Origin of the sequence: Pseudomonas sp. PDM19 (assembly GCF_014852215.1) — a bacterium.
In the GTDB taxonomy this organism is placed as follows: Bacteria; Pseudomonadota; Gammaproteobacteria; order Pseudomonadales; family Pseudomonadaceae; genus Pseudomonas.
The window spans coordinates 43,921-63,823 of sequence record NZ_JACVBG010000005.1 but is presented as its reverse complement, the minus strand read 5'-3'; the positions used below and the strand labels follow the sequence as shown (position 1 = coordinate 63,823).

The following is a 19,903-nucleotide window of genomic DNA, read 5'->3' as shown; positions in this document are numbered from 1 at the left end:
GTCAACCGATCAAATGGGTGGGATGATCAGGTCGAGACGCGGGTAGCCCTCCTCGCTGTCGCGTTCACCCTTTGGGGGCATGTGGAAGGTGTTGACGATGTTCTCGCCCTGCAGGGTCTCCAGGTGGATGTCGAAGCCCCACAGGCGGTGCAGGTGCTTGAGCACGTCGTCGGTGGATTCGCCCAGCGGTTTGCGGTCGTGCTGCTGGTGGCGCAGGGTCAGCGAGCGGTCGCCACGACGGTCGACGTCCCAGATCTGGATGTTCGGCTCGCGGTTGCCGAGGTTGTACTGCGCAGCCAGGGTTTCGCGGATCTTGCGGTAGCCGTCGTCGTCGTGGATGGCGTCGACCAGCATGTCGTCCTTCTGGTCGTCGTCGAGGATGCTGAACAGCTTGAATTCGCGGATCACCTTGGGCGAGAGGAACTGCAGGACGAAGCTCTCGTCCTTGAAGCTCTTCATGGCGAACTTGATGGTGGCCAACCAGTCGCTGCCGGCGATGTCCGGGAACCAGCGCTTGTCTTCCTCGGTGGGGTTCTCGCAGATGCGGCGGATGTCGCGGTACATGGCGAAGCCCAGCGCGTAGGGGTTGATGCCGCTGTAGTAGGGGCTGTCGAAGCCGGGCTGGTAGACCACGCTGGTGTGGTACTGGAGGAACTCCATCATGAAGCCATCGCTGACCAGGCCTTCGTCGTAGAGGTCGTTGATCAGGGTGTAGTGCCAGAAGGTCGCCCAGCCTTCGTTCATGACCTGGGTCTGGCGCTGCGGGTAGAAGTACTGCGCCACCTTGCGCACGATGCGCACCACTTCGCGCTGCCAGGGCTCAAGCAGCGGGGCGTTCTTCTCGATGAAGTAGAGGATGTTTTCCTGCGGCTCGCTGGGGTAGCGGGCCAGGCCCTGTTCCTTGTCCTTGCCGCCGGCCTTGGGAATGGTCCGCCAGAGGTCGTTGACCTGGCGCTGGATCTGTTCCTCGCGTTCCTTCTGGCGCTGCTTCTCTTCTTCGGCGGAGATCGGGTAGGGCCGCTTGTAGCGGTCCACGCCGTAGTTCATCAGGGCGTGGCAGGAGTCCAGCAGGTCTTCCACGGCGTCGATGCCGTAGCGTTCCTCGCACTTGTTGATGTAGGACTTGGCGAACACCAGGTAGTCGATGATCGAGGTGGCGTCGGTCCAGGTGCGGAACAGGTAGTTGCCCTTGAAGAAGCTGTTGTGCCCGTAGCAGGCGTGGGCGATCACCAGCGCCTGCATGCACTGGGTGTTTTCTTCCATCAGGTAGGCGATGCACGGGTCGGAGTTGATCACGATCTCGTAGGCCAGGCCCATCTGACCGCGCTTGTAGTTCTTTTCCGTGCTGAGGAAGTGCTTGCCGTAGGACCAGTGGTTGTAACCGATGGGCATGCCGACGGAGGCATAGGCATCCATCATCTGCTCGGCGGTTATCACTTCGATCTGGTTGGGGTAGGTGTCCAGCGCGTAGCGCTCGGCGAGGCGACTGATTTCGCGGTCGTACTGCTGGATCAGCTCGAAGGTCCACTCCGAGCCGGTGGCGATCGGCTGGCGCTTGCTCATGCGACTAGCCTCCTCTGGAACAGCTCGCGGAACACCGGGTAGATGTCCGAGGCGGAGACGATCTGCTGCTGGGCGAAGCTGTCTTCGAAGGTATCGCGGATCTTCTCGTACTCGAACCACAGCGCCTGGTGCTCGCGCGGGGTGATCTCGACGTAGGTGTAGTACTGGACGAAGGGCATGATCTGCTTCATCAGGATGTCGCGGCAGACCGGCGAGTCGTCGTTCCAGTTGTCGCCGTCCGAGGCCTGGGCGGCGTAGATGTTCCACTCGTTGGTGGGATAACGCTCGGCCATCACCTCCTGCATGAGTTTCAGGGCGCTGGAGACGATGGTCCCGCCGGTCTCGCGGGAATAGAAGAACTCTTCCTCGTCCACCTCGCGGGCGCTGGTGTGGTGGCGGATGAACACCACCTCGATCTTCTCGTAGTTCCGCTTGAGGAACAGGTAGAGAAGGATGAAGAAGCGCTTGGCAATGTCCTTGGTGGCCTGGGTCATGGAGCCGGAGACGTCCATCAGGCAGAACATCACGGCCTTGGAGGTCGGGTTGGGCTGCTTCACCAGCAGGTTGTACTTGAGGTCGAAGGTGTCGAGGAACGGCACCTTGTCGATGCGCGCGCGCATGCCGGCGATCTTCTGCTCCAGCTCCTGGATGTCGCCGAGGTTGTCCGGTTCCTCGCGTTTCAGGCGATCCAGCTCCGCTATCGCTGCGCGCAGCTTGCCGCGGGTGGAGCCGGAGAGGGCAATGCGCCGTGCGTGGGCCGAGCGCAGGGTGCGCACGATGTTGATGCGCGAGGGGTTGCCCTCGTTGCTGATGCCGGCGCGCACGGTCTTGAAGGTGTCGCTGCCGGTAAGGTGGCGCTTGACCAGGTTGGGCAACTCCAGGTCCTCGAACATGAAGTCGAGGAATTCCTCCTGGGTGATCTGGAAGACGAAGTCGTCCATCCCGTCGCCCTGGTTGCTGGCCTTGCCGGCGCCACGGCCACCGCCGCCGCCCTGGGGGCGCGGGATGTGTTCGCCGGTGGTGAATTCCTTGTTGCCGGGGTGGATCACCGTCTGGCGACCGCCACGGCCATGATGCAGAACCGGCTCGTCGATATCGCGGCCAGGAATACTGATCTGCTCGCCGTGTTCCATGTCGGTGATGGAGCGGCGGCTGACGGCCTCTTCGACGGCCTTCTTGATGTGCTCACGGTAACGCCGCAGGAAGCGCTGGCGATTCACCGTGCTCTTGTTCTTGCCGTTCAGACGCCGGTCGATGACGTAGCTCATGAATGCTCCTCAGGACCTACTGCGCAGCGGCGTGGAGCCGCCACGGACAGGTCCGAATGCGACGGCGACCGGCGCGGCGGGAATGCCGCCGCGCCGATGGCAGACTACTGCGACTTGCGAACCCGCAGATACCATTCCGACAGCAGGCGCACCTGCTTCTCGGTGTAGCCGCGCTCGACCATGCGTTTGACGAAGTCGTTGTGCTTCTGCTGATCCTCCTTGCTCGCCTTGGCGTTGAAGCTGATGACTGGCAGCAGGTCCTCGGTGTTGGAGAACATTTTCTTCTCGATCACCACACGCAGCTTCTCGTACGACAGCCAGCTGGGGTTCTTGCCGTTGTTGCCGGCGCGGGCGCGCAGCACGAAGTTGACGATTTCGTTGCGGAAATCCTTCGGGTTGCTGATGCCAGCCGGTTTCTCGATCTTCTCCAGCTCCTCGTTGAGGGCGGCGCGGTTGAGGATTTCGCCGGTCTCCGGGTCGCGGTATTCCTGGTCCTGGATCCAGAAGTCGGCATACAGCACGTAGCGGTCGAAGATGTTCTGGCCGTACTCGCTGTAGGACTCCAGGTACGCGGTCTGGATTTCCTTGCCGATGAACTCGACGTAGCGCGGGGCCAGGTATTCCTTCAGGAAGCGCAGGTAGCGCTCGCGGGTCTCCGGCGGGAACTGCTCCTGCTCGATCTGCTGTTCCAGCACGTAGAGCAGGTGCACCGGGTTGGCGGCGACTTCATGCGGGTCGAAGTTGAACACCTTGGAAAGGATCTTGAAGGCGAAGCGGGTGGAAAGCCCGGACATGCCCTCGTCCACACCGGCGGTGTCGCGGTATTCCTGGATGGACTTGGCCTTGGGATCGGTGTCCTTGAGGTTTTCGCCGTCGTAGACGCGCATCTTCGAGTAGATGTTGGAGTTTTCCGGCTCCTTCAGACGCGACAGCACGGAGAACTGCGAGAGCATCTTCAGGGTGTCCGGCGCGCAGTGGGCGTGCGCCAGCGAGCTGTTGATGAGCAGCTTGTCGTAGATCTTGATCTCGTCGGAGACGCGCAGGCAGTACGGCACCTTGACGATGTAGATACGGTCGATGAAGGCCTCGTTGTTCTTGTTGTTGCGGAAGCTGTGCCATTCCGATTCGTTGGAGTGGGCGAGGATGATGCCGCTGTAGGGCAGAGAACCGAGGCCTTCGGTGCTGTTGTAGTTGCCTTCCTGGGTCGCGGTGAGCAAGGGGTGCAGGACCTTGATCGGCGCCTTGAACATCTCGACGAATTCCATCAGGCCCTGGTTGGCCCGGCACAGCGCGCCCGAGTAGCTGTAGGCGTCGGCGTCGTTCTGCGGGAATTCTTCCAGCTTGCGGATATCCACCTTGCCGACCAGCGCGGAGATGTCCTGGTTGTTCTCATCGCCCGGTTCGGTCTTGGCGATGGCGATCTGGTTGAGGATCGAGGGGTGCAGCTTGACCACGCGGAACTGGCTGATGTCGCCGCCGAATTCGTTGAGGCGCTTGGTTGCCCAGGGCGACATCACCGAGCGCAGGTAGCGGCGCGGGATGCCGTAGTCTTCCTCGAGGATGGCGCCGTCTTCGTCCGGGTTGAACAGCCCCAGGGGCGATTCGAACACCGGTGAGCCCTTGATGGCGTAGAAGGGCACGTGCTCCATCAATTGCTTGAGCTTCTCGGCGAGGGAGGATTTACCGCCACCGACCGGGCCCAGGAGGTAAAGGATCTGTTTCTTCTCTTCCAGGCCTTGGGCGGCGTGGCGGAAGAAAGAGACGATCTGGTCGATGCACTCTTCCATGCCATGGAAGTCGGCAAAGGCCGGGTAACGGCGGATCACCTTGTTGGAGAATATTCGCGACAGGCGGGAATCGACGGATGTGTCGAGTAGTTCAGGCTCGCCGATGGCCATCAGTATCCGCTCGGCGGCGGTGGCGTAGGCGATCTTGTCCTGCTTGCAGAGATCCAGGTACTCCTGGAGGGAGTACTCTTCTTGACGGGTCGCTTCGAAGCGTTCCTGGAAGTGACTGAAAATGCTCATGACGTCTCCTCGCTCGATGCATGGAGCCGGCGCCGGATCGGTCTGTGCGGGTGCGGTCGGGCTGCCAGTGCTTACCGGCGAGAATCCCCCAGAACTCCAACGGAACCTGGCCACTGCCCTGATCCGCCCCAATGGTCACTGCCGATTAACCGGAAGCCGGTGTGCCGGCTCTCCCTTTTTTGGATGGCCTGAGGGAAAGGATAGTTCGTTCTTCGGTGTGTAAAGGACGAAAGAGCGAGAAGTTACAGATTTTTTGAAGGGGCTAATCCGCCCCTTTCGTAGGGGCTTTCAGTCAGAGCCGCCAGCGCTGGTATCCGCGGGATAGACGTTGCGCCACAGTTCGAAGCCGCCATCGAGGCTGTAGACCTCGGAGAAGCCCTGCTGGACGAAATAGGCTGCCGCACTCTGGCTGGAGTTGCCGTGGTAGCAGACCACGACCAGCGGTGCGTCCATGTCGGCCTCGCGGATGAAGTCGGCCACCGAGTAGTTGTCGATGTGCCGCGAGCCGCTGATGTGGCCCGTCGCGTAGCTTTGCGGGTCGCGGATGTCGACGACCTGGGCGCCGCTTTCGCGCAGTTGCTGGGCCTGGTCGGGGGCGATGCGCTTGAAGTCGCTCATGGGGTTACCTCGCAAGGCGCGCAGCCTGTGGCTGCGCTGCAATCATTCATTCTGGTTTATCGGCGCAGCTGCAGTGGATGCGCTCAAGGGTATCGATGTTCATCAGCGTCATGCTGCCGCCCCACACGCAGCCGGTGTCGAGTGCGAACAGGCCGGGGACGTCGCACTGGCCTTCCAGCGCGGCCCAGTGGCCGAAGATGATCTTGCGCCCGGCGGCCTTGCGCTCGGCGTAGCTGAACCAGGGGGCGTAGCCGGGGGGCGCGGTGTCCAGGCCTTCCTTGGATTTCAGGTCGAGCTTGCCGTCGGGCGTGCAGAAACGCATGCGCGTGAAGTAGTTGGTGATCACCCGCAGGCGCGCGATGCCGGTGAGTTTCTTGTCCCACTTGGCGGGCTCGTTGCCGTACATGCCATCGAGGAACATCGGTAGCTGGGCGTCGTCGCGCAGGGCAGCTTCGACTTCGGCGGCGCGCTGCAGGGCCTTGTCGATGTCCCATTGCGGCGGGATGCCCGCGTGCACCAGAGTCATGTCGCGCTGGGCGTCGTGGTGCACCAGCGGCATCTGCCGCAGCCATTCGATCAGTTGCGCGCAGTCCGGCGCCTCGACGATCTCGCGCAGGGTGTCGTTCTTCTTCAGGCGCTCGGCGTTGTAGGCGACGGCGATCAGGTGCAGGTCATGGTTGCCCAGCACGCAGACCAGCGAATCGCGCATGCCATAAAGGAAGCGCAGGGTCTCCAGCGACGCCGGGCCGCGGTTGACCAGGTCGCCCACCAGCCACAGCTTGTCCCGGGACGGGTCGAACTTCACCTGCTCCAGGAGGCACTTGAGCGGTTCCAGGCAGCCCTGCAAGTCGCCGACGGCGTAAGTGGCCATCAGTGCAGCGCCCCCGGTACGGCGAGGCGGAACGCCGGGATCTCGGCATCGAAGTGGTGCCCGTCGGTGGCGACCATCTGGTAGCTGCCATGCATGCTGCCGACCTTGGTCGCCATCACGGTGCCGCTGGTGTAGGTGTGGCTGGCGCCCGGCTCGATCAGCGGCTTCTCGCCAACTACCCCGGCGCCGCGCACTTCCTGCACATGGCCGTCACCGTCTGTGATGATCCAGTGGCGGGTCAGCAGCTTGGCGGCCAGTTCGCCGTGGTTGTGGATGGTCACGGTGTAGGCGAACACGTAGCGCTGCTGTTCCGGCTGGGATTGCTCGGGCAGGTGGCGGGTGGTGACGCTGACGCTGACCTGGTAGCGGGGGTCGCTCATGCGCTCGGTCCTTGCTCGGCTTCCGGGTTGGTTTCGCTGTAGCGGTTGGCCAGGCTGACGAAGTCGGCAACGCTCAGCTGCTCGGGGCGCAGAGTCGGGTCGACGCCGGCGGCTTCGATGTCCTCGACGCTCATCAGCGTGCGCAGGGTATTACGCAGGGTTTTGCGGCGCTGGTTGAAGGCTTCGCGGACGATGCGCTCCAGCACTCGGTGATCCTTGGCCGGATGCGGCGGTTCGGCGTAGGGCACCAGGCGGACGATGGCCGACTCCACCTTGGGCGGCGGGTTGAACGCGCCGGGGCCGACGGTGAACAGGTAATCTACGCGGCAGAAGTACTGCACCATGATCGACAGACGGCCCCAGTCGCCGTTGCCCGGCTCGGCGGCCAGGCGCTCCACCACTTCCTTCTGCAGCATGAAGTGCATGTCCTGGATCAGCGAGGCATGGTCCAGGAGGTGGAAGATCAGCGGGGTGGAGATGTTGTAGGGCAGGTTGCCGACCACGCGCAGCTTGTCCTCCGGAGAGGCCATGAGGGTTGCGAAGTCGAACTTCATGGCGTCGCCCTGGTGCAGGCTGAAGTTGGGCTTAAGGCCGAAGCGCCATTTCAGTTGCGGGATCAGGTCCAGGTCGAGCTCGATCACGTCGAGCTTCGCGCCGCTGTCCACCAGGCCTTCGGTCAGGGCACCCTGGCCCGGGCCGATTTCCAGCAGGTGCTGGCCTTCCTTGGCGGCGATGGCGCGCAGGATCTTGTGAATCACCCCGGCGTCATGCAGGAAGTTCTGCCCAAAGCGTTTACGGGCGCGGTGCTGGAAGAGTTCGGACATCGAAGGCTCCGGAGAGCAGCCGGGCGCCTGTGGCGGCCGGCTGGAGGCGGAAAAACCATCAGTTTACCAGTCCGGCGCGGCCAGCACGAAACGCTGGTCGAACGGAATGCCCCCGATCAGCGCGCGCCAGCGCCGGCTTCGGCCATCTGGTAGGCGGTTTCCAGGGCGACCTGCAGGCTGCCGCTGTCGATCCGACCGGTGCCGGCCAGATCCAGCGCCGTGCCGTGGTCCACCGAGGTGCGGATGATCGGCAGGCCCAGCGTCACGTTCACCGCCGCGCCGAAGCCCTTGTACTTGAGCACCGGCAGGCCCTGGTCGTGGTACATCGCCAGCACGGCATCGCAATGTTCCAGGTGCTTGGGGGTGAACAGTGTGTCGGCCGGTAGCGGGCCGATCAGTTGCATGCCCTCGGTGCGCAGGCGTTCCAGGGTCGGTTCGATCACGTCGATTTCTTCATGGCCGAGGTGGCCGCCCTCGCCGGCATGGGGGTTCAGGCCGCAGACCAGGATGCGCGGATTGGCCAGGCCGAACTTGTCGCGCAGGTCGGCGTGCAGGATGCGGGTGACACGCTCCAGGCGATCCGGAGTGATGGCATCGGCGATCTGCCGAAGCGGCAGGTGGGTGGTCACCAGCGCGACGCGCAGGCCGCGGGTGGCGAGCATCATTACCACCTGGGCGGTGCGGGTGAGGTCGGCGAGGAATTCGGTGTGGCCGGAGAAGGCGATTCCGGCTTCGTTGATCACACCCTTGTGCACCGGCGCGGTGATCATCCCCGCGAAATGCCCGTCCAGGCAGCCCTGGCCGGCGCGGGTCAGGGTCTCCAGTACGTAGGCGGCGTTGGCCTGGTTCAGCTTGCCGGGTTCGACGGGGGCGGCCAGCGGGGTATCCCAGACATACAGGGTGCCGGCCGGGGCAGCGGTGCTGGGCCACTGGCCGGGGCCGACGTCCTGCAGGTCGATGTTCAGCCCCAGCAGGGCGGCGCGCTGGGCCAGCAGTTCACGGCTGGCGACGGCGACCAGCGGGTGTGGTTGCGCTTCGCGGGCCAGCAGCAGGCAGAGGTCGGGGCCGATGCCGGCGGGCTCGCCGGGGGTGAGGGCGAAAAGGTGGGAAGTGTTCATCAGGAGCTCTCGAATCGGGAGTTGCAGCGGATGGGCCTACTCTACGACGAAGCCCTGGTTCTTCGAAGCTTTCGACAGGCAAAAAGAAACCCGGCCATGGCCGGGTTTCTTTATTGAGCGACTCGCGCTGCTTACTGCTTGATCTCGACGTAGGCTTCGTCGCGGATCTGGCGCAGCCAGGCCTGCAGTTCCTCGTCGTACTTGCGTGCGCGGAGGGTCTGGGCGGCTTGTTGCTCGCGGAACTTGTCGCTGCTGTCGGTGGCGCGACGACCGAGGACTTCCAGCACGTGCCAGCCGAACGGCGAGCGGAACGGCTTGGTGACCTGGCCTTGCGGCGCGTTGTTCATCACCTCGCGGAACTCCGGTACCAGGGACTCCGGGTCGACCCAGTTGAGGTCGCCACCGTTGAGCTTGGAGCCCGGGTCTTCGGAGAACTTCTTCGCCAGATCGCTGAAGCTTTCGCCGGCCTGGATGCGCTCGTAGAGCTTCTCGGCCAGACGCTGGGTCTCTTCTTCGCTGCGGATCTCGCTGGGCTTGAGCAGGATGTGGCGGACGTGGACTTCGTCACGCAGCATCTTGCTGCCGCCGCGCTTCTCTTCCAGCTTGATGATGATGAAGCCGCCCGGGGTGCGGACCGGCTCGGTCACGTCGCCCACTGCCAGGCTGCCGACCATGCTGTCGAACGGGGAGGGCAGCTGGGCAGCCTTGCGCCAGCCGATCTCGCCGCCTTCCAGGGCGTTGTCGCCGGCCGAGCGGGACACCGCCAGTTGGCCGAAGTCGGCGCCCTGCTTGAGCTGCTCGTACATTTCCTGGGCCTGACGGGCCGCAGCCTGCACGGTTTCCGGCGAGGCGCTGTCGGGGACCGGGATCAGGATGTTGGCCAGGCGGTACTCTTCGGAGAGCTGGATCTTGCCGAGGTCGGAAGCCAGGAAGTTCTGCACTTCCTGCTCGCTGACCTGGATGCGCTCCGCTACGCGACGCTGGCGCACACGGCTGATGATCATCTCGCGGCGGACCTGCTCGCGGGCCTCGTCATAGGACAGGCCATCGTGGGACAGGGCGGCGCGGAACTGGTCCAGGCTCATGTTGTTGCGCTGGGCAATGGTGCCCATGGCCTGGTTCAGCTCTTCGTCGGTGATGCGAACGCCGGAGCGGTCACCGATCTGCAGCTGGATGTTCTCGATGATCAGACGCTCGAGCACCTGCTGGGTCAGCACGTGCTCGGGCGGCAGCGGCGCGCCGCGCTTCTGGATGGTTGCACGGACTTCGCGCAGGCGCTGGTCCAGCTGACTCTGCATCACCACGTCGTTGTCGACGATGGCGACCACACGGTCCAGCGGAACCACTTCGGCGTGCACGACGGAACTTGCCAACAGCGCGCCCAGCATCAGCGGGCGCAGGGCCTTACATAGCATTGTCTTCACGTTGACGATAACCCTGGATACCTTGGTCGAGGAAGCCTTCCACCTGGTTGCCAACCACGCCGCCAAGGCCTTTCAAGATGATTTGAAGGAATACACCGCGATCGGCCTTTGACGTGGAGGTCACGAACTCCTCGTCGTCGTAGTCGACCCAGTAGCGATTGATCAGGCGCAGCTTCCAGCAGCAGCTGTCGTACTCGAAGCCACCGAAGGCCTCCAGCGTGCGGCTCTGGTTGTAGTCGAACTGCCAGCGGCCGATGGCGGCCCACTGTGGCAGGACCGGCCAGATGAACGAGAAGTCATGCTGTTCGATCTTGTACTCATCGCTGCCGTACTCGAACTGCCCGGAGTTGGGGTTGAAGCGCTTGCTGTCTGCACGGTAGCGGTAGCCGGCGTTCAGCACCTTGCGAGGATCGGCTTCGGGCTGATAGTGGAACATCAGGTTGCCGTTGTCGGTGTGGTGCGTGTTCGGGTTCCAGTTGAAGTCGGAGCTGGCGTACCAGTCATGGTCGAAGCGGTAGATGCCGGTGAGCGCGTAGGGCGAGCGCCAGGTATCGGCGTCCGGATTCTTCGCGCCGCTGGCACGCAGGTCGTCTTCGGTCAGGCCCGGCAGCTGTACGCGGCGGTCGCTGAAGTAGTAGATCTGGCCGGCGGCGATATAGGCGCGCTCGAAACCATTGTCTTCGATGAAGCGCGAGCCCAGGCCTAGGGACAGCTGGTTGGCGTCGCCGATACGGTCACGGCCGGTGAAGCGGTTTTCACGCCACAGCGAGTCGTAGCTGAAAGTGAACTCGCCGGTGTCGAAGGTCGGCAGGTTGTCCTGGTTCTTGTACGGGACGTACAGGTACATCGCGCGCGGTTCCAGGGTCTGACGGAACTTGGTGCCACCGAAGGTGGTATCGCGGTCGAAGTACAGTCCCGAATCCAGCTTGGCCAGGCCGAGCGAGCGATCCGGGCTGTTTTCATAGTCGATGTACGACGGCAGTGTGGCCTTGCCCTTGCCGTCCAGGTCCAGGTCGTACTTGGTGTACAACGCCTTGACGGTCGGGGTCATGAAGCCCCAGCTGCGGTTCATCGGCAGGCTGACACCCGGCTCGGCATGGAAGCGATCGCCATTCGCACGGGCGAGACCGGTCAGGGATGTATCCGGGCGCGGATAGAGTGTCGGGTTATCGACATCGATGCGGTAATAGCCCTCATCCAGATCGCGGTCAAAACGCACGGCCTCGGTGCTGTAGGTGAAGTTCAGACCGCCCGGGTTGAACGGCAGCTTGCCGTCCAGGGTGAGCTGCGGCAGGCGATCGTACGGGGTGACGTCAGTCACGGTCGCCAGCTGGTAGGACTGCGCGTTCAGTCTGGCGGTATAGCTGTCGCCACGATAGGTCAGGACGCCCTGCTGGTTGACGTAGGTCGGCGAGCCGATGCCCAGCGAGGTATCCAGGTCCTGGAAGTAGTACGGGTCGCTGATCCGGGTGTAGTCGACCTGCGCCATCAGGCGCGAATCCAGGCCGCTGACGTTTTTCCAGCCATACAGCCAACGGGTGTCGGTGTACTGCGGGAAGTCCTCGCGATCGTCGTTCTTGTCGTTCAGGTAGGCCGCGGTGACCTGGCCTTCGCTGCTGTGGGTCAGGTAGCGGAACTCGCCTTCCATCAGCAGGCCGCGCTTGACCATGTAGTGCGGGTACAACGTGGCGTCGTAGTTGGGCGCCAGGTTGAAGTAGTACGGAGTGGTCAGCGTGAAACCGGTATCGGTCGAGCTGGCAAAGGACGGCGCCAGGAAGCCGGACTGACGACGGTTGTCGATCGGGAAATAGATGTACGGGGTGTAGAAGACCGGAATGTCCTTCACCCGCAGGGTCGCGTTGGTCGCGGTGCCGAAACCGGTAGCCGGGTTCAGCTTGATGTTGTTGCCCTTGAGGACCCAGGCGTTGCTGCTGGGTTCGCAACGGGTATAGGTGCCGTCCTTGAGCTGGATGATCGCGTCTTCCTGGCGCTTGGCGTACAGCGCGCTGCCGCGGATCTGCGCCTGGTGCATGACGTATTCGGCGTTGTCGATCTTCGCCGCGCCGTTGTCCAGTTGCAGTTCGGCGTGGTCGCCGACGATCAGCGCGCCGTTGTCGCGCAGCTTGACGTTGCCGACCAGTTCGCCGCGGTTCTCGGCCTGGTGCAGGTTGGCCTCGTCGGCCTCCACCTGCATGCTGCCCTGGCGCAGGACCACGTTACCCGCGAGGGTGGCGACCTGCTTTTCCTGCTCGTAGCGGGACACTTTCGCCGAAACGTAGGTCGGGGCCTCGTCGTTCGGCGTCTTGTCGTTCATGCCCGGGCGGGTCGGCTCGACATAGGCGCCGCTGCAGTACGGGCCCATTTCCGCCTGTTGGGCGGCGGTGAGCTTGTCGCGCGGGATCCAGTCGAGGTGGCTGTAGTCGTTGCTGCGCGACTTCAGGCCGCGGCCGCCGGACTCGGTGACCAGCTGTTTCGGCTCTTCGCCGGCACTGCTGCTCGAGCTGCCCGAGGACTTCGAGCTGCTGGCGGCGGCGGTGCCGCCGGCGCTGACCGAGCTGGCGCCGTGCTGTGGGCGCGGTACGCTGCTGGCGCTGTTCTGCGAGGAACAGTCCCAGGCGCCGGACGCGGAGGGCTGGCAGGCGAACTGCTCACCGGGTGCCGCGGTCACAGAGGCGAGCGGCTGGATAGCCAGCAGGCCACCGGTCACCAGTAAGGGGAATTTTCTACGGAACACGGGGAAATTCACTGCCATCTTGTTAATCCGGGCTTCCTGCGAGCCATCGGCCCAAAGCGGACCGCACGCCTCTCGATGGGCTCAAAAAGATGCTGGATAATAAAGCATGACCCGCGCAACGGCTAGGGCCGTGGAGAACCCATAAAGATGTCACAGGATGCCCGTTACCAGCAGATGATCGGCTGGTTGGACTTGAGTTTGCCCGCAGTGTTCAACGCGCAGGGCTGGGGCCCGGTGCCCGAGGCCAGCCTCACCGCAGCCAGCAGCGACGCCAGTTTCCGCCGGTATTTCCGCTGGCAGGGTGAAGGTCGCAGCCTGATCGTGATGGACGCGCCGCCGCCCCAGGAGAACGTCCGGCCCTTCATCAAGGTCGCCGGTCTGCTGGCCGAGGCCGGCGTTCACGTCCCGAAGATTCTGGCCGAAGAAGTCGAGCAGGGTTTCCTGCTGCTCGATGACCTGGGCCGCCAGACCTACCTGGATGTACTGACCGCGCAGAACGCCGAGGAACTGTTCGAGGATGCCCTCGACGCCCTGGTGGCCTTCCAGCAGGTGGACGTCGCCGAGCGTCTGCCGGCCTACGACGAGGCCTTGCTGCGCCGCGAGCTGCAGCTGTTCCCCGACTGGTACTTGCAACGCCACCTGGGCGTGACGCTGGAAGGCGAGCAGCTCGCCCGCTGGGAGCGTACCTGTGACCTGCTGGTACAAAGCGCCCTGGAGCAGCCGCGCGTCTTCGTGCACCGCGACTACATGCCGCGCAACCTGATGCTCAGCGAGCCGAACCCCGGCATCCTGGATTTCCAGGACGCGGTCCATGGCCCGGTGACCTACGACGTGACCTGCCTCTATAAGGACGCCTTCCTCAGCTGGCCGGAGCCGCGCGTGCACGACGGCCTGTCGCGCTACTGGCGCAAGGCCCAGGCCGCCGGTATCCCGCTGCCGGACAGCTTCGAGACCTTCTTCCGTGCCAGCGACCTGATGGGCGCCCAGCGTCACCTCAAGGTCATCGGTATCTTTGCCCGCATTTGCCACCGCGACGGCAAGCCGCGCTACCTGGGCGACGTGCCGCGGTTCTTCCGCTACCTGGAGAGTGTCATCGTGCGCCGGCCGGAACTCGCTGACCTCGCGGCGCTGCTGGCCGATCTGCCCAAAGACGAGACGCATCCCGCATGAAGGCCATGATTCTCGCTGCGGGCAAGGGCGAACGCTTGCGTCCGCTGACCCTGCATACGCCCAAGCCATTGGTACGCGCCGGTGGCGTGCCGCTGATCGAGTACCAGCTGCAGGCACTGCGCCGGGCCGGATTCGATCAATTGGTGATCAATCACGCCTGGCTCGGCCAGCAGATCGTGGATCACCTGGGCGACGGTTCGGCTTTCGGCGTGAGCATCTGCTACTCGCCCGAGGGCGAACCGCTGGAAACCGGTGGCGGCATCTTCAAGGCGCTGCCGCTGCTGGGTGACGAGGCCTTCGTCATTGCCAACGGCGACATCTGGACCGACTTCGATTACGCGAGCCTGCTCGGCGCGCTGGCCGAGGACGATCTGGTGCACCTGGTGCTGGTGGACAACCCCGGTCACCACACCCGCGGTGATTTCTGCCTGAGCGAAGGCCGCGTCAGCGATTACTGCGAAGGCCAGCCGAGCCTGACCTACAGTGGAATCGCCATCCTCCGCCCCGAGCTGTTCGAGGGCTGCGAGCCTGGTGCCTTCAAGCTGGCACCGCTGCTGCGCCAGGCCATGGAAGCCGGCCGGGTGAGCGGCGTCCATCATCGGGGTCGCTGGATCGATGTGGGCACCCACGAGCGCCTGGCGGAAGTCGAACGCCAGCTGGCGGAGGGCTGAGGTGTTCTGGCCGGGCACCTTGGTAGGCGTCATCGCCGGCTGGGCATTGGCAAGCATTCCGGGCGCCATGCTCGGTGCTCTGCTGGGACAGGTGCTCGACCGGCGCCTGAAGCAGCGCACCTGGGCGGGGCTGTTCGATCAGTTGCGCGGCGGGCCGAGGGTTGGCGACCAGGAGTTGCTCTTCCTGCTGCTTGGCCGGCTGGCCAAGAGCCGTGGGCGTGTGATCGATGCTCACATCCAGCAGGCGCGGGCGGAAATGCAGCGTCTGCAACTGGATGACAAGGCTCGTCGCCAGGCCATCGATGCCTTCGGTCGCGGCAAGCTCGGTGGTGAGTTGCTGGACGCCGGCTTGCACCAGCGCCACGGCCAGGAGGCTACGGCCGAAGGCCTGATCCAGGCCTGTTGGCGTATGGCCTGGGCCGGCGGCGCACCGAACGCTGCGCAGAAGAACCTGCTGCTGCAGTGGGGCGATTCGCTGGGGCTTTCCCGGTCCAGGGTTCTCGCGCTGTCGGCGGGCGCCGAACCGCCCAAGCCGCCCGCCAGGCCGCGCGAGTCCTACACCGCGGCGCTGCGACTATTGGGCGTGACGCTGGAGAGCGAACCGGAAGAGATCAAGCGCGCCTACCGCAAGCTGATCAGCCAGAACCACCCGGACAAGCTCGAAGGCTTGGGTGCGAGCCCGGAGCGGATTGCCGCGGCGACCAGCCGGACCCGCGAGATCCAGGATGCCTACCTGCTGGTGCGCCAGCGTCGCGGCTTTCGCTGAGTCGGGCGGCCCTCAGGGCTGCTCGATCGGCTCCAGGTGCATCGACAGCCAGCCGCGGATGCGCCGGTAGAGCTGGTCCTGCTCGGTGCCCAGGTCGGCAGGCAGGGCATTCATGCCGATCTGCACGTAGTTCGGTGCCTTCTGCCGCTTGCTCGCCTGCAGGCGCAGTTTCGCGGCGGCCACGTCAGGCGCCTTGTCCTTGTAATAGAAGTCGCCGGTGGCGAGGTTCAGCAGTGGCACGGTTTCGTCCAGCGACGGCTTGAAGTCGCGCGGCATCTGGGGCGCCACCAGCAGCAGGTTCCTGATTTCGGCTGGCGTGCGTTCGCCCAGGTAGCGGGTCGCCCAGTAGGCGCCGGTGCCATGGCCGAGCAGGACGATGGTTTTCGGGTTGTGCTGCTGGGCCAGTTCGACGGCCGCCTGGATGCGTGCCAGCACACGCTCGGCGTGGGCCTTGCGCAGCTCCACCGGGTCGGTGGGCGGCGGCGGAGCTTCGGCGCTGGCCTGGGCCGGCTCCGCGCTGCCGGCTTCGCCGGTGCTTTCCGGTGTCGGGATCGCGCTGCCTTCGCTGCCCTTCACTTCGGGTTTGCTGGCGCTGTCGGCGACCGTGGCGTCGGTATCGGCGCTGGCCTTGTCCGGCGATTCCTTCGGCCGCGGGACCGGCGCGGTGCTTTGCGGGTCGGGCAGGGTCACGGCGAGGGTCTGCCAGCCTGCATCGGGCAGTTTGCGTCGCAGCGGGCCGATCGCTACCGGCCAGTCGGCGCTCTCGCCATCGCCGGGTATCAGGATCACCGCCCCCGATGCGTCGGCAGCATTGGCCGGCAGCCAGAGAGCCAGGAAGGTTTCGTCGCCGGCCTTGAGTTCCTGGCGCTCGCTTTCGGGCAACTGGCGTCCCAGGCCGCTGGCTTCGTCCTGGCTGCGCTCGCTCACTGCCGGACGCACGACCGGTGTGGCAGCCGGTTTTTCAGCGGCGGGCTTGGCGTCTTCGGCCCAACTGGCCCCCAGCGGCGCGAGGCCGAAGCACAGGCTGAGGGCGAGAAACGTCGGGCGAGGCAAATGCGGCATCAAAGATATCCCTGTCTGGCGGCAGCAAGCGGCGGGCGCGAGAGCGGCCAGCCTAGCGGCTTGTATTAGCTTTGTCAGGCGCAGGCGTGCCGGGTTCAACCAGGGTTGCTGTAAGGTATGCCGGCCATTTGCTTTGACCCGAGTGAAATCCATGGTGCTGTCGGCATGAGACGTCTGTTCTGGAAAGCCTGCCTGGCCTGGCTCTGCTGCCTGCCGTTGCTGGCCGTGGCGGAAACTGCCGCGCCACCGTTGACCCTGGATCAGGCGCAACTCGCGTGGCTTGCCGAGCATCCGCAGCTGCGTGTCGGCGCGGTGCTCGAGGCACCTTATGTGCAGCAGGATCGCCGCCTGCAGCAGCTCTCCGGGGCCAACGTCGAACTGCTGGAGTGGCTGGCCAAGTCCCTGCACGTCAGCCTGGAGTGGCGCACCTTTCCCGACCAGGGCGCGCTGGAGAAAGCGGTGCGCGCTGGCGAAATCGATCTTGCGCCCGGCGTCAGCCAGACACCTTCGACCTTGCGCGACTGGCTGTTCTCCGATCCCTACCTGCGCGTTCCGCGTCTCGTTGTGGGAGACCGTCGCAGCGGCACCTCGGTGGAGCTGGATACCCTCGGCGAGGGCGAGTCCGTTTCCGTGCGCGGTCCCGGCCCGGTGGTGGACTACCTGCGTGGCACCTACTCGGGTCTGACCCTGCAGGTCGTCGACAGCGACCGCGAAGTGCTGCGCAAGGTGCTCGGTCGCGAGGCCAATTACGCGGTGATCGACGAGGCGCAGCTGGCGCGCCTGACCCGCGAAACCGAATTCACCGGCCTGCTGGTGGTGGCCGACATCGGCTATCCGCAGCTGCTGCGCGTGGCGACCCGGCGCGGTCTGCCGGAGCTGGCGGGGATCATCGACGCGGCTCTGCGCGCGGTACCCGCCAAGGACCTCGACCAGCTCCACGAACGCTGGCTGCAACCGACCTACCCGCGCCTGGGCTCCTCCCCCGGCTTCTGGCAGAACCTCTGCATCCTGCTCGGCCTGCTGCTTCTATTGGCGGTTGCCGCGCTGCTCTGGTTGCGTCGCCAGCACCGCGCGCTGGAGTCGCGCCTGCTCGCCGCGCGCCGCGATATCGAGTTGCGCCAGGCGGCGGAACAGGCCCTGCGCCTGACCCAGTTCGCCATCGACAGCAGCACCGTCGGCATCCTCTGGGTCAACTGGGACAGCCACGTGCGCTACGCCAACCGCGCGGCCGAAGAGATGCTCGGCTACTTGCCGGGAGCGGTGGTGGATCGGCCGCTGTCGGACTTCGAGCCGACGCTGAACATGGACCGCTGGCTCAACCTCTGGCGCCGCGCGCGCAACGCCGACGAGGCGCCACTGAGCTTCGAGACCCGCTGCCTGCGCGCCGACGGCCAGTGGCTGCCGGCGGACGTTTCGCTGAGCTTCCTGCGTTTCGGCGATTCGGAGTACCTGCTGGTGTTCCTCACTGACGTTACCGAACGCCGCCGCGCCCGCGCCGCGCTGGAAGAGAGCGAGGCGCGCCTGCAGGGCATCGCCGCCAACGTGCCGGGGCTGGTGTTCCGCCTGGAGCCCAATGCGCCGGACGATGACTCCGATTTCGCCTATATCAGCTTCATCACCGGCGGCAGCGAAACCTCGCTGGGGTACTCGCCCGGCTACCTGCGCGAGAGCGGCCTGGGCATCATGGGCCTGGTGCATCCGTCCGAGCGCGAGAGCTACCTGGCCAGCCAGCTGGACGCGGTGGAAGGCCATCGCAACTGGCTGTGGCAGGGCCGTATCCTCACCCGCAGCCACGAACCGCGCTGGGTCGATATCAAGGCTACGGTGCGTACCCTGGACGACGGTCGCCCGGCCTGGGACGGCGTGGTCTGGGACATCACCGAGCACAAGCAGATCGAGCTGGAACTGCAGGACTCACGCGCGCAGCTGCGCGAGCTGTCGGCGCACCTGGAGAGCGTGCGGGAGGAGGAGAAGGCGCGCATCGCCCGCGAAGTGCACGATGAACTGGGCCAGGTGCTCACCGTGCTCAAGCTGGAAACCTCCATGTGCGAACTGGCCTACGCCGAGCTGGACAGCGGCCTGCGCGAGCGCCTGGACAACATGAAGCGGCTGATCGCCCAGCTGTTCCAACTGGTCCGCGACGTGGCCACCGCGCTACGCCCGCCGATCCTCGATGCCGGCATCGGCTCGGCGGTGGAATGGCAGGCGCGCCGCTTCGAATCGCGCACGCAGATTCCCTGCCTGGTGCAGGTGCCGGAGAATCCGCCGGAGCTGTCCGACGCCAAGGCCATCGGGCTGTTCCGCATCCTCCAGGAGGCGCTGACCAATGTCATGCGCCATGCCCAGGCGCATACTGTGGAATTGCAGCTGAGCGTCGAAGGGCGCGAGTTGTGCCTGCGCATCGCCGACGACGGCGTGGGCTTCGATCCGAACGCCACGCGCCAGGGCGTTTCCTTCGGCCTGGTGGGCATGCGCGAGCGGGTGCTGATGTTCGGCGGCACCCTGCAGATCGACAGCCAGCCCGGGGAGGGCACCACGCTGTGGATCCGCGTGCCGTTGCGCTCCAGAAGTGCGTGAACGGGCGAAAACCATAACGACAATGACAAGCGTGGAACGGGAGGAAAGGCGGTGATTCGAGTGCTGGTGGCGGAAGACCATACGATCGTGCGCGAGGGCATCAAGCAGCTGATCGGCATGGCCAAGGACCTGCAAGTGGTCGGCGAGGCCACCAACGGCGAGCAGTTGCTCGACACCCTGCGCCAGACGCCCTGCGAAGTGGTCCTGCTGGACATCTCCATGCCGGGCGTCAACGGCCTGGAGGCCATCCCGCGCATCCGCGCGCTGAACAACCCGCCGGCGATCCTGATGCTGTCGATGCACGACGAAGTGCAGATGGTCGCCCGTGCGCTGAAGGTTGGCGCCGCCGGCTACGCCACCAAGGACAGCGACCCGGCGCTGCTGCTCACGGCGATCCGCAAGGTCGCCAGCGGCGGCCGCTACATCGATCCCGATCTCGCCGACCGCATGGTCTTCGAGGTCGGCCTGACTGATTCGCGCCCGCCCCATGCGCTGCTGTCGGAGCGCGAGTTCTCGGTATTCGAGCGCCTGGTACAGGGCGAGGGCGTCAACGAAATCGCCCAGCAGCTGGCGGTCAGCAGCAAGACCATCAGCACCCACAAGGCGCGGCTGATGCAGAAACTCAATGCCAACTCGGTGGCTGACCTGGTGCGTTACGCCATGGAGCACAAGCTCGTCTGAACCATCTGCGACGCCGGCTTGACCTGCGGCAGATCGCTCGCTGAATTTTCCCTCCACTCTGTGCGACGTGTCCGATTTCTGTAACACACCGTCTATCTAGCGGGCGTGAGGCAGGGAATGATTGCCGGCTTCATGCAGTACGTCGTGAT

Annotated in this window: 16 protein-coding genes; 5 read left to right on the top strand and 11 right to left on the bottom strand. The window is 64.9% G+C overall.

Annotated elements, in window-relative coordinates; genetic code table 11:
- Nucleotides 1-9: 9 nt before the first annotated feature.
- The 10 genes from IB273_RS26690 to IB273_RS26645 all read right to left on the bottom strand — a co-directional run bounded on the left by IB273_RS26690 (nucleotide 10) and on the right by IB273_RS26645 (nucleotide 12,845).
- Nucleotides 10-1,563: a SpoVR family protein gene (locus IB273_RS26690; RefSeq protein ID WP_081520798.1), complete on the bottom strand. Its 1,554-nt coding sequence runs from the start codon at nucleotides 1,561-1,563 to the stop codon at nucleotides 10-12.
- Nucleotides 1,560-2,831 (bottom strand): YeaH/YhbH family protein, encoded by a 1,272-nt coding sequence (locus IB273_RS26685; RefSeq protein WP_045212721.1) that lies wholly within the window; start codon nucleotides 2,829-2,831, stop codon nucleotides 1,560-1,562. Before IB273_RS26685 ends, IB273_RS26690 begins: the two co-directional genes overlap by 4 nt.
- A 104-nt stretch (nucleotides 2,832-2,935) precedes the next feature.
- The gene (locus tag IB273_RS26680) at nucleotides 2,936-4,858 is read right to left on the bottom strand and encodes a PrkA family serine protein kinase (RefSeq protein ID WP_045212719.1); all 1,923 of its coding nucleotides are present in this window, start codon (nucleotides 4,856-4,858) and stop codon (nucleotides 2,936-2,938) included.
- 288 nt (nucleotides 4,859-5,146) lie between these two features.
- Entirely contained in the window at nucleotides 5,147-5,476 is a 330-nt protein-coding gene (glpE, locus tag IB273_RS26675) for a thiosulfate sulfurtransferase GlpE (protein WP_081520797.1), read from the bottom strand.
- Between the two features lie 46 nt (nucleotides 5,477-5,522).
- Nucleotides 5,523-6,347: a symmetrical bis(5'-nucleosyl)-tetraphosphatase gene (locus IB273_RS26670; protein WP_081520796.1), complete on the bottom strand. Its 825-nt coding sequence runs from the start codon at nucleotides 6,345-6,347 to the stop codon at nucleotides 5,523-5,525.
- Nucleotides 6,347-6,727: a Co2+/Mg2+ efflux protein ApaG gene (gene apaG, locus IB273_RS26665; protein WP_054908027.1), complete on the bottom strand. Its 381-nt coding sequence runs from the start codon at nucleotides 6,725-6,727 to the stop codon at nucleotides 6,347-6,349. Before apaG ends, IB273_RS26670 begins: the two co-directional genes overlap by 1 nt.
- A complete protein-coding gene (rsmA, locus tag IB273_RS26660; RefSeq protein ID WP_081520795.1) occupies nucleotides 6,724-7,551 on the bottom strand; it encodes a 16S rRNA (adenine(1518)-N(6)/adenine(1519)-N(6))-dimethyltransferase RsmA in 828 nt (275 codons plus the stop codon). Before rsmA ends, apaG begins: the two co-directional genes overlap by 4 nt.
- A 116-nt stretch (nucleotides 7,552-7,667) precedes the next feature.
- Complete coding sequence (pdxA, locus tag IB273_RS26655; RefSeq protein ID WP_151189146.1) at nucleotides 7,668-8,669, bottom strand: 4-hydroxythreonine-4-phosphate dehydrogenase PdxA; 1,002 nt, start codon at nucleotides 8,667-8,669, stop codon at nucleotides 7,668-7,670.
- 131 nt (nucleotides 8,670-8,800) lie between these two features.
- Nucleotides 8,801-10,093, bottom strand: coding sequence for a peptidylprolyl isomerase (locus IB273_RS26650; protein WP_139791707.1), 1,293 nt, complete (start codon nucleotides 10,091-10,093; stop codon nucleotides 8,801-8,803).
- Nucleotides 10,074-12,845: an LPS-assembly protein LptD gene (locus IB273_RS26645; RefSeq protein ID WP_192225429.1), complete on the bottom strand. Its 2,772-nt coding sequence runs from the start codon at nucleotides 12,843-12,845 to the stop codon at nucleotides 10,074-10,076. Before IB273_RS26645 ends, IB273_RS26650 begins: the two co-directional genes overlap by 20 nt.
- 129 nt (nucleotides 12,846-12,974) lie before the next feature.
- Between IB273_RS26645 and IB273_RS26640 the strand changes: the two genes are divergently transcribed.
- The 3 genes from IB273_RS26640 to IB273_RS26630 are packed head-to-tail and all read left to right on the top strand — an operon-like array spanning nucleotide 12,975 to nucleotide 15,434.
- Nucleotides 12,975-13,997 carry an aminoglycoside phosphotransferase family protein gene (locus IB273_RS26640; protein ID WP_081520791.1) on the top strand — a complete coding sequence of 341 codons (1,023 nt, stop codon included), beginning with the start codon at nucleotides 12,975-12,977 and terminating at the stop codon, nucleotides 13,995-13,997.
- Nucleotides 13,994-14,668 (top strand): N-acetylmuramate alpha-1-phosphate uridylyltransferase MurU, encoded by a 675-nt coding sequence (gene murU / locus IB273_RS26635; protein WP_192225428.1) that lies wholly within the window; start codon nucleotides 13,994-13,996, stop codon nucleotides 14,666-14,668. The genes IB273_RS26640 and murU overlap by 4 nt, the downstream gene beginning before the upstream one ends.
- Before the next feature lies 1 nt (nucleotide 14,669).
- On the top strand, nucleotides 14,670-15,434 hold the full coding sequence (locus IB273_RS26630) for a DnaJ domain-containing protein (protein ID WP_081520789.1): 765 nt from the start codon (nucleotides 14,670-14,672) through the stop codon (nucleotides 15,432-15,434).
- Between the two features lie 12 nt (nucleotides 15,435-15,446).
- Here the strand turns inward: IB273_RS26630 and IB273_RS26625 are convergent, their stop codons facing one another.
- Nucleotides 15,447-16,496 carry an alpha/beta hydrolase family protein gene (locus IB273_RS26625; protein WP_192225427.1) on the bottom strand — a complete coding sequence of 350 codons (1,050 nt, stop codon included), beginning with the start codon at nucleotides 16,494-16,496 and terminating at the stop codon, nucleotides 15,447-15,449.
- Nucleotides 16,497-16,661: 165 nt separating this feature from the next.
- Here IB273_RS26625 and IB273_RS26620 point away from each other — a divergent pair, with 165 nt between their 5' ends.
- Together IB273_RS26620 and IB273_RS26615 are read left to right on the top strand one after the other, a co-directional pair.
- The gene (locus tag IB273_RS26620; protein ID WP_192225426.1) at nucleotides 16,662-19,073 is read left to right on the top strand and encodes a PAS domain S-box protein; all 2,412 of its coding nucleotides are present in this window, start codon (nucleotides 16,662-16,664) and stop codon (nucleotides 19,071-19,073) included.
- 51 nt (nucleotides 19,074-19,124) lie between these two features.
- Nucleotides 19,125-19,754 carry a response regulator transcription factor gene (locus IB273_RS26615; protein ID WP_081520786.1) on the top strand — a complete coding sequence of 210 codons (630 nt, stop codon included), beginning with the start codon at nucleotides 19,125-19,127 and terminating at the stop codon, nucleotides 19,752-19,754.
- Nucleotides 19,755-19,903: the final 149 nt, after the last annotated feature.

Excerpts from the sequence above, each read along its gene's own strand:
- IB273_RS26690 (WP_081520798.1), bottom strand. The coding sequence starts at position 1,563 with ATGAGCAAGCGCCAGCCGATCGCCACCGGCTCGGAGTGGACCTTCGAG.
- IB273_RS26685 (WP_045212721.1), bottom strand. The coding sequence starts at position 2,831 with ATGAGCTACGTCATCGACCGGCGTCTGAACGGCAAGAACAAGAGCACG.
- IB273_RS26680 (WP_045212719.1), bottom strand. The coding sequence starts at position 4,858 with ATGAGCATTTTCAGTCACTTCCAGGAACGCTTCGAAGCGACCCGTCAA.
- glpE (WP_081520797.1), bottom strand. The coding sequence starts at position 5,476 with ATGAGCGACTTCAAGCGCATCGCCCCCGACCAGGCCCAGCAACTGCGC.
- IB273_RS26670 (WP_081520796.1), bottom strand. The coding sequence starts at position 6,347 with ATGGCCACTTACGCCGTCGGCGACTTGCAGGGCTGCCTGGAACCGCTC.
- apaG (WP_054908027.1), bottom strand. The coding sequence starts at position 6,727 with ATGAGCGACCCCCGCTACCAGGTCAGCGTCAGCGTCACCACCCGCCAC.
- rsmA (WP_081520795.1), bottom strand. The coding sequence starts at position 7,551 with ATGTCCGAACTCTTCCAGCACCGCGCCCGTAAACGCTTTGGGCAGAAC.
- pdxA (WP_151189146.1), bottom strand. The coding sequence starts at position 8,669 with ATGAACACTTCCCACCTTTTCGCCCTCACCCCCGGCGAGCCCGCCGGC.
- IB273_RS26645 (WP_192225429.1), bottom strand. The coding sequence starts at position 12,845 with ATGGCAGTGAATTTCCCCGTGTTCCGTAGAAAATTCCCCTTACTGGTG.
- IB273_RS26640 (WP_081520791.1), top strand. The coding sequence starts at position 12,975 with ATGTCACAGGATGCCCGTTACCAGCAGATGATCGGCTGGTTGGACTTG.
- murU (WP_192225428.1), top strand. The coding sequence starts at position 13,994 with ATGAAGGCCATGATTCTCGCTGCGGGCAAGGGCGAACGCTTGCGTCCG.
- IB273_RS26625 (WP_192225427.1), bottom strand. The coding sequence starts at position 16,496 with ATGCCGCATTTGCCTCGCCCGACGTTTCTCGCCCTCAGCCTGTGCTTC.
- IB273_RS26620 (WP_192225426.1), top strand. The coding sequence starts at position 16,662 with ATGAGACGTCTGTTCTGGAAAGCCTGCCTGGCCTGGCTCTGCTGCCTG.